This window comes from Mesorhizobium sp. M1409 (assembly GCF_040317535.1).
In the GTDB taxonomy this organism is placed as follows: domain Bacteria; phylum Pseudomonadota; class Alphaproteobacteria; order Rhizobiales; family Rhizobiaceae; genus Mesorhizobium.
On the sequence record NZ_JAMYKV010000019.1, the window covers coordinates 19,722 to 31,901 of the forward strand.

Annotated in this window: 7 protein-coding genes and 1 pseudogene; 1 reads left to right on the forward strand and 7 read right to left on the reverse strand. The window is 62.6% G+C overall.

What is annotated here, in order from left to right; genetic code table 11:
* Positions 1-91 precede the first annotated feature (91 nt).
* From selB to fdnG, 7 genes and pseudogenes are all read right to left on the reverse strand, one after another.
* Positions 92-1,927: pseudogene (gene selB / locus NKG99_RS16670) on the reverse strand (selenocysteine-specific translation elongation factor); the annotation flags it as partial.
* Positions 1,924-2,712, reverse strand: a complete 789-nt coding sequence (locus tag NKG99_RS16675; RefSeq protein WP_352869586.1) for a tetratricopeptide repeat protein — start codon at positions 2,710-2,712, stop codon at positions 1,924-1,926. The gene NKG99_RS16675 and the pseudogene selB, both read right to left, overlap by 4 nt.
* On the reverse strand, positions 2,699-4,120 hold the full coding sequence (selA, locus tag NKG99_RS16680) for an L-seryl-tRNA(Sec) selenium transferase (RefSeq protein ID WP_352869588.1): 1,422 nt from the start codon (positions 4,118-4,120) through the stop codon (positions 2,699-2,701). Before selA ends, NKG99_RS16675 begins: the two co-directional genes overlap by 14 nt.
* Before the next feature lie 7 nt (positions 4,121-4,127).
* Complete coding sequence (fdhE, locus tag NKG99_RS16685) at positions 4,128-5,048, reverse strand: formate dehydrogenase accessory protein FdhE (RefSeq protein ID WP_352869590.1); 921 nt, start codon at positions 5,046-5,048, stop codon at positions 4,128-4,130.
* Between the two features lie 114 nt (positions 5,049-5,162).
* On the reverse strand, positions 5,163-5,861 hold the full coding sequence (locus tag NKG99_RS16690) for a formate dehydrogenase subunit gamma (protein ID WP_352869592.1): 699 nt from the start codon (positions 5,859-5,861) through the stop codon (positions 5,163-5,165).
* A complete protein-coding gene (gene fdxH / locus NKG99_RS16695) occupies positions 5,848-6,798 on the reverse strand; it encodes a formate dehydrogenase subunit beta (protein WP_352869594.1) in 951 nt (316 codons plus the stop codon). The genes NKG99_RS16690 and fdxH overlap by 14 nt, the downstream gene beginning before the upstream one ends.
* Before the next feature lie 12 nt (positions 6,799-6,810).
* Positions 6,811-9,897: a formate dehydrogenase-N subunit alpha gene (gene fdnG, locus NKG99_RS16700; RefSeq protein WP_352869596.1), complete on the reverse strand. Its 3,087-nt coding sequence runs from the start codon at positions 9,895-9,897 to the stop codon at positions 6,811-6,813.
* Positions 9,898-10,373: 476 nt separating this feature from the next.
* On the opposite strand from fdnG, the gene selD reads away from it, so the two are divergent.
* The gene (gene selD / locus NKG99_RS16705; RefSeq protein WP_352869598.1) at positions 10,374-11,450 is read left to right on the forward strand and encodes a selenide, water dikinase SelD; all 1,077 of its coding nucleotides are present in this window, start codon (positions 10,374-10,376) and stop codon (positions 11,448-11,450) included.
* Positions 11,451-12,180: the final 730 nt, after the last annotated feature.

Genomic DNA, 12,180 nt, shown 5'->3' on the forward strand with positions numbered 1-12,180 from the left:
CTGTCAGGCGGAACAGGTCCAGCCTGCGCCTGTTCAGACGGCGCAAGTCTCCCCGCCGCAGCGTCACGCCGTGCCGATCGAGAAATTCGAGGATATGGATGGCGACCTTGCGTCCGCTGCCCACGCGATCGCGAAATTGAGCAGCGGTGAACTCGTCTGTAGGCATCGACGCAGCGAGGTCGCGCGCGATCTCGACGATCTGCGCCAACGCCTCGCGCTGGAAGAAGTGGTCATGAGCGACCTCGTGGACCTTCCCCATGCGGCCGGCAAGCTTCAGAAGCCGGCGGATTTCCGTCTCCGGCGCGGCCAGCGCCTCGGCAATATCCCACACTCTTGGCGGATGGAACCGTCGGGGTCCGCCGATGAGAGGCTGGGTTTGCAGCCAGAGAGTTTCATCCTTTGCCGTCAGGTGCGCCTCATGACCGGGCAGCCGCACCCAGGCACCGTCCAAGGCAACTTCTCCAGCGTGCGAAAGGCTCCGCAGAACTGCCGTGAAAGCGGGCGCCGGCAGACGTGGATCAAGCCCAATACGCAGTCTCTCCATTCCTACGCCCGGCAAATCCGGATTGTCGGCATGGAAGGTCTCCAGGGTCGCGGCCAAGTCGCGCTTGAATCGCAACCAGCGCTCCGGCGACAGCACGAGGAGCATTTCTCCCACGGCAAAATGGACAAGCCCGAGTTGATCGATCAGGCCTTCCGCCTCGCAGTCACTAAGCGCCCTGTCGCGCGCGAAAACCTTCAGGTCGAAATAGTGGGGCGGCGCATCAAGGAGTGCGGCGGCGGCCAGTTCGGGCGCCAATAGCGCATGGGCATCGAGTTGGATCAGCCGTTCCGGCGCGCGGCGTTTGCGGCTGGGCGCCCGCAGATCGAGAAAATGTCCGCCGCCGATGGTTCGCTGCGCGGAGGTGTCGCGCACCACGTAAACGTCGCCGGCAGCGGCCGCGATCGGACTGTCCAGCACCAATTGAACATTGGCCGTGCCGCCAGGCCCGATCGGTTCGTCTGCGAGGAGTACGATGCGTGCCCCGACGTCCGTCGCGGCATGGTGGAGCCGCACCGGCAACCATTGGCCGATCGGCTTGCGTTCATCCGGCAGAACGCGAAGGCTTGCATCGATCCGGTCCGTCGGCGCGTGAAGCTTCGGATCGACAATCACGTCGCCGCGCCGGATCGCCTCCTTGATAACCCTTTCGCCGGTCAGATTGAGCGCGCAGCGGTCTCCCGCCCGACCACGTTCAGCCGGCCGGTTCTGGGCGTGGATCGATCGAACCCGCGCGAGCAATCCCGAGGGGCTTACGACCACGTTGTCTCCAATACCGAGAGAACCCGAAAGCACGGTGCCCGTCACGACGGTGCCCACGCCGCGCAGCGTGAACGAGCGGTCGACCGCTAATCGAAAACGGCCCGAAACTGCACGCCGGGCAAGATGCGACGCCTCCTCGAACAAGAGATACCTGAGTTCATCGATACCTTCGCCTGTAACGACCGAGACGGGAATCAGGGGGGCCTCGGCAAGCATCGTCCCGGCAACTACTGCGCGGATCTCGCTCGCCACCGCGGTGCGGCGCTCGGGACCGGCCAGATCGCATTTCGTAAGCAGGACGGCGCCGCGCTTGACACCGAGCAGATCGACGATGGCGAGATGCTCCCGGGTTTGCGGCATGACGCCGTCGTCGGCGGCCACCACGAGCAACACGAAGTCGATGCCGCTGGCGCCGGCGAGCATCGTGTGTACGAAACGCTCGTGCCCGGGAACATCGACGAAACCGATGCTATCCCCACCCGGCACCGGCAAATAGGCGAAGCCGAGATCGATGGTCATGCCGCGTGTCTTTTCCTCCTGCAAACGATCGGTGTTTATACCGGTCAGCGCATGCACCAGCGCAGTTTTGCCATGATCGACATGTCCCGCCGTGCCGACGATCATGATGCGGTCTCCAGCAACGGCGCGGCGGCGCGACGCTCGGCCTCGGCGGCATCGCCCGCGCTCAATTCGGCCCGCACCGCAGCCAGATAGCGGCTGGCAAGGGCGCTGCCGCCTGCCTCGGCACGCAGGAGCCAAACCAGCGCCTCGACCGCGTCAGCCGGCACGCCCGTGCCAAGATGGCAGGCGGCGCCGAGCATTGCCTGCCCTTCGGCGTCTCCTCGCATGGCAGCAAGGCGCCACCAGCGGACAGCCTCGTCCGGATCGCGCGGCACGCCGAGCGCATTGTGATAAAGCATGCCGATCCGGGTCATCGCGGATGCGATGCCCTGATCGGCCGCGGCAAGCGCCCAGCGTCGCGCCTCGCCGACATCGGGAGCCATCACTTCGCCCTCCAGCAGCATCCAGCTCAGCATATCCTGCGCCGGTCCGTCGCCAGTTTCCGCTGTTGCCCGATAGAGCTCGGCTGCCCGGCGAAAGTCCTGCTGAACGCCTTCGCCGCGGAAATAGAGCGACGCCAGGTTCCTTTGCCCGACAGGATCTCCTGCCTCGGCGGCGAGCGTCAGCCAGCGAAAGGCTATATCCGCGTCACGCTCGACGCCGAGCCCTTCGGCGAAGCAGGCGCCGATATTGTTCTGAGCGCGGGCAACGCCCTGGTGAGCCAGCGGCTCCCATATGGAGAGAGCCACGGCATGATCGCCTCGCCGCGCGACTGCGAGGGCCTCGGTCATGCGTGCGGCCACAGGCGTCTCGGCTGGGCGGCGCGCAAGGCGGTCAAGCCAGCGCATTGGTTCCTCCCAGATTTAAGCCGGCTAGTTTGGCGATGAATTTCGCCTCGTCTTCCAGGCAGCGCAAATCGAGCACGAGCGCCTGGTTTTCGATGCGCCCGATCACGGGGACGCCCAGCCCACGCAGCGCAGCCGCAAGCGCTTCGAGCGCCCGGCCGCTCCCCGAGCGCGGCTTGAGAGCAAGCCCGGCGCTTGGCACAGTTTCGAGCGGCAGCGCGCCGGATCCGACTTGGCTCCGGCACTCCACCGTGTCGACCGCAAAGGCTTCGCCCACGGCGTCAGCAACCAGGGGAGCAAGGCGCTTTGCCTGCGCTGCAATCTCCCTCACCGAGCGCGAGAGCAGCCTTAGCGTCGGCAGGCGCTCGGCCAGGCGGTCGGGGTCGCGGTAGAGCTTCAACGTCGCCTCGAGCGCGGCCAAACGAAGCTTGTCGACCCGGAGCGCCCGCTTCATCGGGTTGCGGCTGATCGCTGCCAGCAGGTCTCTGCGGCCGACGATGAAACCCGCCTGCGGACCGCCAAGCAGCTTGTCGCCGGAGAATGTGACGAGATCGGCGCCGTCGGCGACCGCCTCGCGCACGGTCGGCTCGCGCCCAAGGCCGTAGCGGGTTAGATCGACCAGCGTGCCCGAACCGAGATCATGGACCATCGGTATCCCATGCTCCTTGGCGATTGAAGCGAGCTCGGGTGCCCGGATCTCAGCCGTGAATCCTTCGACCCGGTAGTTCGATGTGTGCACCTTGAGGATGAGCCCGGTCTCCGGGCCGATCGCCTCGACATAGTCGTTGCGATGCGTGCGGTTGGTGGTGCCGACCTCGACAAGCCTGGCACCGGCGCGCGTCATGATCTCGGGCATCCGGAAAGAGCCGCCGATCTCGATCAACTCGCCTCGCGAAACGATCGCTTCGCGACCGAGCGCCAGCGTGTTGAGGACGAGAAGGACGGCAGCCGCATTGTTGTTGACGACGGTTGCATCCTCGGCTCCGGTCAGCTCGCAAACGAGCGATCGAAGATGATCGTCCCGTTCGCCGCGCTCGCCTTTCTCGACATCGAATTCGAGAGCCACCGCTTCGAGCATCGCCAGCCGAACAGCCTCGACCGCCTCTTTCGCGAGGAGGGCTCGTCCGAGATTGGTATGCAGCACCGTTCCGGTCAGGTTGAAAACGGGGCGCAGGGAAGAGCGTTCGCCGTCCCTGAGCTGCAAGAGCGCGTCGCCGGCAAGATCATTTGCCTCCGGCACGACGGCTCCGGCATTGCGGGAGGCCATTCGCGCATCGGCGACGGCTCGGCGAATGGCCTCCGCCGCGGCCTGCCGCCCGAAGCGCTCGATTGCGGCCGCCGCCAGCGGGGTCCTCAGCACTTGGTCGACCGACGGAAGATTGCGCAAAGGGTTTGCGGATGAAGCGGTCATCCTATCCTCAATAGCCAACAAGGAACGGATTGAACGATCCGCGGCGATGGCCGCCCTCGCGGACGAGCAGGTCGAGGCCGAGCGTCGCCACGTCGTCGGCGACCGGATCGAGAGCCGGATCCTTGTATTGGTACAGGATCTTTGCGTAGCAGCCGCATGCATCGCAGGTCTCGGCCTTGACCGTGCCAGGACCTCCCTCGATTTCCTGATAGCCTATGCCCTTGGTCGAGCCGCACAGCGTACATTTGATGCGGACGTGGTTCCACAATGTTCCACACAGGGCGCAGGCGCAGAACCGCGCCCCGTGTGCGCCGTGCCAACCGACGATGATCGAGCATACGGGCGGCCCACCGCAGGCCGGACAGGCGCCGTCGGCAACCGGAACGAGCTTCGAGCTGTCGAGACATGCCGCGAGGCGGGCGAAGTGAACCTGCAGCGCGGCCGCGACATAGACATGCTCGGCAAGCGCTTTTATTGGGATCGCATCGGTAAGCACATTGCGCACCATGGGATCGACCCCGGACGCATCGATATTCGCCAGCCTGCCCAAGGCGGCTGCGGCCGCCTCGGGTTTCTCGATCGTGGCTGCCACTTCGAACAGGCGGCCGAGCGTCATTCCAAGGGCGGCATCCGAAGTGAATTGGTTGCGATCGAGCGGCGGCATACCGAAGATTCGTGCGCGCTCGCGCGCCTCCGCGGTCGGCAATTCGATCTCCGGCAAGCCGTCCTGGATGCGGTGCTGCGCATCCGTCAGTGCAGCGAGGAAGCGGAGATAGGGGCCGAGCTGGTGGTCATCCGCCAACACATTCAATCGCTCGGAGCGGCGAATGAACAAGGTCCGCGGATCAGGCAGGCGCGCAAAGGGTGGGACCGAGACTTCGCCGATTACAGTCGGGTCAGGGCGTGACGGATCTTGTTGCCTTGGCATTTCAACCTCACGAACCTCACGGGCCACGTGGTCGGCTTGATACTGTTCCAGAGCAATTCCACGAAAAGTGTATAACGGTTTTTCGTCCGGAATTGCGTAAAAACAAATACCCGCTCATTCGGCGGGATCCGATCCAGAACGTCCGTCCGGCTTGCGTGCGATCAGTTCACGCAGCCATTTGCGATGATGCCGCCACGCCCAGCCGCCGGTCACCCGTCCGCGCGTCATGGCGGGAATGGTGCCGCGTACCCAGATGGCCGAGTAGAAATGAATAATCCAGACGCCGATGATCGCCACGGCAGCGATCGAATGAACAAGCAGCGCTACCCGCTGCTGGCCGATCGTGGTGTAAGCGGCGAAATATTGTTGCCAGATGACGATGCCGCTCGAAATCAGGATGACGATGAGGATCGACATTGACCAGAAGACGAGCTTCTGGCCGGCGTTGTACTTGCCGACTTCCGGGACGTTGTCCTCATGATTGGACAATACGTCACGGAAACGGGCGAGCCACGTTCCGTCCTCGGGCCTCCACAAATTGGCCTTCCAGAACCGAAGGAAAAGCCCAAGGAAGCTAAAGAAGAGCAAGACGCCGATCCATGGGTGAATGAAGCGCGTGAACTGGCCGCCGCCAAACAGCCCCGACAGGAAGAACAGGCTCGGGTGAAACATGGCAAGGCCGGTCAAGGCGAGCAGGATCAGGCTGGCCGCCGTGATCCAATGGTTGATCCGCGCGCCCACCGTGTAGCGGTCCACGATGACTGGCTTGCCGGGATGTACCTGCTCGTTCGGCTTCACGTCATACGCGGCCATCGTTGTCGCCTTCCGTCAGCTCTTCGGCATGCTCCTCATCCGTCTCGGAGACCCTGTTCGGTCCCATGACCAGATGGTGAAGCAGGCCGACGCCGGCCGCCACGCCGAGAATGGTGAGGCCGGCATATTTGGTCACGCCCTTCCACGCCTCCACCAGCGGACTGATCTTCGGCTCCTTCGGCAGACCCGAATAGAGCTCCGGCTGGTCGGCATGGTGCAGCACATACATCACATGCGTCCCTCCGACGCCGGGCGGATCGTAGAGGCCGGCATTCGAATAGCCTCGCGATTTCAGGTCCTTGATGCGGCCGTCGGCGTGCTGTTTCATCTCGTCTTTCGTGCCGAACACGATCGCCTGGGTCGGGCAGGCCTTGGCGCAGGCTGGTCCCTGGCCGACAGCCACGCGGTCGGAGCAGAGCGTGCATTTGTAGGCCGTGTGATCGACTTTGGAGATGCGCGGAATGTTGAACGGGCAACCCTTGATGCAATAGCCGCAGCCGATGCAGTTCTCATGGACGAAATCGACGATGCCGTTCGAATACTGCACTATGGCGCCCGGCGCCGGACAAGCCTTGAGGCACCCCGGATCAGCGCAGTGCATACAGCCATCCTTGCGGATCAGCCATTCGAGTTCGTTCGTCTCGGGATTGTCCCATTCGCTGTAGCGCATCAGCGTGAACATGTCCGGCGTGAGATCGGCAGGATTCTCATAGACGCCGGCATTGAGGCCGATCTCCGGATGCGTATCGTTCCACTCGATGCAGGCCGTCTGGCATGCCTTGCAGCCGATGCATTTCGAAACATCGATGAGCTTGGCGACTTCCGTCAATTGCTGCTTGGGCGCGGGAACCGTCGAGGCAGAGCGGCGGATGAGGTCCTTGTCGGAAATACGCGGTGCGGTGTCCGTCGTCGAAGGATTTGGAAGTGGAGGAAACATGGCTTACTCCTCCTACGCTATCGGCCCGGCGATGGGCTCGATGTTGACAAGGAACGCCTTGTATTCCGGCGTCTCGATGTTGGCGTCGCCGACAAAGGGGGTGAGCATGTTGGGGCCAAAGCCTTTCTTCGCCGCTCCCGTGAAGCCCCAGTGCAGCGGTATTCCGACGATGTGGACGGTCTTGCCATCGCAGGTGAGCGGCCTGATCCGTTTGGTCACCATGGCCTTCGCCACAACGGAACCGCGCTTCGACCAGACGCGCACCCAGCCGCCTTTGATGATGCCTTTCTCGGCCGCAAGCTGTTCCGAAATTTCCACGAAAAACTCCGGCTGCATCACCGCATTGGTGATGACGTGCTTGGTCCAGAAGTGGAAATGCTCGGTCAGTCGGTAGGAGGTCGCCGCGTAGGGAAACTCCTGCGAAGCCGATTCGGCGAACTGGGCCATATCGCCTTCGAACACCCGCGCTGCGGGGTTGCCGCGGACTTTGGGAGCTATCGGGTTCGCGATGGGCGACTCGAACGGCTCGTAGTGCGCCGGGAATGGTCCGTCGCGCATCATGCCCCGGGTAAAGAGGCGCGAGACGCCTTCCGGATTCATGATGAACGGGCCTACTTGATCGGGCTTTGCCGTTGGCAAGATGTCGGGGACATCGTAGCCCGACCATTTCGTGCCGTCCCATTCAATCACCTTGCGGCTTGGATCCCAAGCCTTTCCGGTGAGGTCAGCCGACGCCCTGTTGTAGAGAATGCGGCGGTTGGCGGGCCATGAGAACGCCCATTTGGGATAGGCGCCGGTTTCGTCAGGATCGGTGGTGTCCCGCCTGGCCATGTTGTTGCCGTTTTCGTTGAAGCAGCCGGAATAGATCCAGCAGCCGCAGGAGGTGGAGCCGTCGTCGCGCAGCGCGGCGAAGCCCGGCAAGAGCTTTCCGGCCTCGGCCAGTACCTTTGTCGGATCGGCCGTGTCGGTTACCCTGGCGAGCGCCCTGCCATTGATCTCCTGGGCAAGCTCCTCGGCCTTCGGATCGCCGGGATCGGCATAAGGCCAGTTGAGCTTGACGATCGGATCCGCGAAGGCGCCGCCTTCCTTGGTGTAGAGCTCCTTCAGGCGCAGATAGAGCTGCGCCATGATCCAGGTATCGCGTTTGGCCTCGCCGGGGGGCGTGCCGCCGGCCCAATGCCACTGCAGCCAGCGCCCCGAATTGACCAGCGAGCCGTCGTCCTCGGCGAAGCAGGTGGAGGGAAGCTGGTAGACTTCCGTCTGAATCTGCGACGGATCGACATCGTTGTACGGCCCGTGGTTCTCCCAGAACCGGCCCGTCTCCGTGTCCAACGGATCCATGATGACGAGGTATTTGAGCTTCGAGAGGGACTCGATTACCTTCTTCTTGTTCGGAGCTGCCTGTAGCGGGTTGAAGCCCTGGCAGAAATAGCCGTTCATCTTGCCCTGGTGCATCAGCTCGAAAGCCCGCAGCAGATCGTAGCCCGGCAGGTCGAGCTTCGGCAGGTAGTCATAGGCGAAGCCGTTCTCCGGCGTTGCCGCGTTGCCCCACATCGACTTCTGGAAGCTTACGAAGAACTTCCTGTAGTTCTGCCAGTAGCTCATCTGGTTCGGCCGGAGCGGCTTGAAGCCTCGGGTCGACATGTAGGCTGCCAGATCGACCTCCTTCTCAGTCGGCAGCGTCAGATAACCGGGCAGCAGGTTCGACATCAGCCCGAGGTCGGTCAGCCCCTGAATGTTGGAGTGACCGCGAAGTGCGTTCATGCCGCCGCCGCGTATACCAATATTGCCGAGAACAAGCTGCAGCATCGCCATGGCGCGGATGTTCTGCGAGCCCTTCGAGTGCTGGGTCCAGCCGAGCGCGTACATCGAGGTCATCGCCTTGGTCGGAGACGACGTCTCGGCGACCATCGCGGCCACCTTCAGGAACCGCTCCTTCGGTGTGCCGCAGATGCGCTCGACCATCTCCGGCGTGTAGACCGCGACATGCGTCTTGAGCAGATTCCAGACGCAGCGGGGATTGGCCAATGTCGCGTCGACAACGGCAAAGCCGTCGGTGCCTATGTCATAGTCCCAACTGGACTTGTCATAGTCTCGCTTCGCCTCGTTATAGCCGGAGAAGAGGCCGTCCTGATAGGTGAAGCCCTCCTTGACGACATACGTCGCGTTGGTGAAGGCCCTCAGATAGTCCCATTGCACCTTATCGTTCTGGATGCAGTAGTTGATCAGCCCGAGCAGGAAGGCGATGTCCGTTCCCTGGCGGATCGGCGCGTAAAGATCCGACACCGAAGCCGAGCGCGTAAAGCGCGGGTCGATGACGATGAGCTTGGCACCGCGGTTGGCCTTCGCCTCTGTAACCCATTTGAAGCCGCAAGGATGCGCTTCCGCCGCATTGCCGCCCATGATGACGACGAGATCCGTGTTCTTGATGTCGGTCCAGGAATTGGTCATTGCGCCGCGGCCGAATGTTGGGGCGAGACTCGCCACCGTCGGGCCGTGTCAGACACGTGCCTGGTTGTCGAACACCAGCATGCCCGCGCTGCGGACCACCTTGTAGGTCGCGAACGCGGTTTCATTGGTCGAAGCCGAGGCGGCGAGGAAGCCGGTGGTGATCCACCGGTTGACCGTCACGCCGTCATTGTTCGTCGCGACGAAGTTCTTGTCGCGATCGTCCTTCATCAGGCGGGCGATGCGGCCGAGCGCGTCTTCCCAGCTTATCGGCTCGAACTTGTCCGAGCCCGGTCTGCGGATCATCGGATGTTGCAGACGGGTCGGCGACTTGACAAATCCGAGCAGGGCCGACCCTTTGGGGCACAAGGTGCCGCGATTGGTCGGATGATCAGTGTCACCCTCGATATGGGTGATCTCGGCCGGCTCGCCCTTTCTGAGATCGCCCTTCGAATACAAGATTATGCCGCAAGCCACCGAGCAGTATGGACAGGTGTTGCGTGTTTCGGTGGTGTTCGCGAGCTTGAACGGCCTGATAGCCGCCGCGTGTGCGGCCTCGCTATCGCCGAAGCCTAGGGCTCCAAGCGTAGTACCGGCGAGACCCGCGCCTGCTGTTTGCAGGAACGCGCGTCGAGAAAGATTGATGTTCATGGGTTCCTCCCGAAGCCGATGCCCCACAAGGCAACTCGAACCAACGGTCAATCCGACTAACTAGTGTCGGACCAAATAAAATCAATGCCAAAGAACGAGGCACGTACGGTGCAGCAAAAGCGCCCCTCCGAACCGCCTTCCTGCAAAAGGTTGTGCCCGCAAATCGGCATTGTCTATTATTGTTGAATATTCTTGTCATCTTTTCGTGACCGCGATTGCGGTTGACGAAAACGAACGCATTATCATAAAGTAAGGCGTGGCGATGAAACAGCTCCCGCGGGTCGGGGCGCCTTTCGATCGATACCCGATGACGGCGATGCCTCGCACGTCGGATACGGGCTTTGCCCTTCCCAACTCAACGAAATCCGCTGAGAGCAAGCGTGCTCCAAACGTGCCGTGCGTTGGGCGATCGTATTTTCCATTTCGGTTGACTTTGATCCCTACTAAAGCGTGCCAGCAGAGGAGGCTCGACGACCATGGCAATCGCCCTCTCGCCTGAAATCACCGAAGCGCCCGTTGTGCGCCTGACCAGCCTCGCCCATGGCGGCGGTTGCGGCTGCAAGCTGGCGCCGTCAGTGCTGCAGCAGCTTCTCGCCGATCCGGCGGCTGCCAGTCCCTATCATCAACTTCTCGTCGGCACGGAGACCGGCGACGATGCGGCAGTCTGGCAGCTCGACGGCGCGACTTGCGTCATTGCGACCACCGACTTCTTCATGCCTATGGTAGATGACCCCTACGATTTCGGCCGGATTGCCGCAACCAACGCCCTTTCCGATATCTATGCGATGGGTGGCCGGCCGATCATGGCGTTGGCTATTCTCGGCATGCCTCTCGACAAGATCCCGACGCTCATGGTCCGCGAAATCCTGAAAGGTGGCGAAGCTGTCTGCGCCGACGCCGGAATCCCGGTTGCCGGCGGCCACTCAATCGACTCGCCGGAGCCGATTTACGGCCTCGCAGTCATCGGCACATGCCGACCCGAGAATATCCGACGCAATTCTGACACCAGGCCGGGTGACGCCTTGATCCTGACGAAAGGGCTCGGCGTCGGCATCTATTCCGCCGCCATCAAGAAGCAGGCGCTTTCCGAAAGCGGCTATCGCGAAATGATCGCCTCCACCACCCTTCTCAACCGGATCGGATCGGAGCTGGCACAGGACGCGAGCGTTCACGCCGTCACCGACGTGACCGGATTTGGCTTGCTCGGACATGCCCTCGAGATGGCACGCGGTTCCGGGTGCACGCTGATAATTTGCAGCCACGACGTGCCGTTCTTTTCCGAAGCTGCCTCGCTCGCGGTCGACGGCCATGTTACCGGCGCATCGCGGCGCAACTGGGCGAGCTATGGCGACGCGGTAAGCTTGCCTCCCGGCATGCCCGAGTGGCGACGCCATCTTCTCACGGACCCACAGACTTCGGGCGGCTTGCTGGTTGCTTGCGAGACCGACCGCGCAGCGGCGCTCGTCGAGAGGATCGTCGCGGACGGCTATCCTTCGGCTCGCATCATCGGCCATGCCATGCCCGGCGCGCCGACAATAGTAGTAGAGGCCTGAACGGCCGCTCCGCTTCCCCCCGGTCAAGCCCGGCGGCCACCGCTCTGCCAGCCCCCTCGCAGCCGAGCTGCTGGGCTGCCGCCTAGTCATTCGCTGCGAACGTCGGCTTCCAGCCCGATAGCGCTTCGCCTTGGGGCCTTCGTAGTCAGCGATGCTCGTGAAGCCAACGCTCGATCGAGGTGTAAGGGACTTCAGTCTTAGTTGAGCTATTGCTAATATGCCGATAGCTTAGCAGCGCGGGGACGATCCTGGCGCTCGTAGCTCAAACAGGACAGAGCGGAGGCTTAAATGGGCGATGATAAGCTCTGGCATGGTGCTATTCACGACCATCAAGTCGGATATTTCGCTTCGGAGAACGGCTTGACTACGGACCTGGCTTGGGAGTTGATCCTAAAACACGGCAACAACCGAAAGGCCGTGATTAAAGCCGCGCAGGGTTTAGTCAGGCAACATGGCCGACCAACCCCCTGCTCCCCTGTAGAGCCCCCGCCGCGCTTGGCGAAGAGCGTGGGCCGAGGAAAGCGGTAGCTTGCAACACGTCCTGCGACTTTGGCGCTTTTGAATACGGCCAAGGACAGGATGCGTTTCGGCCCCCGTTCCACCAGATGAACAGCGAGCTTGTTGAGTACTTCAACCGAGGGGCGCTCCCGGGCAGAGGTCGTTCTTCGGCCCAATAGCTCACGATGAGACATCGTCCCACACTGGAAGTGGCTACCCCAAATAGGTGATG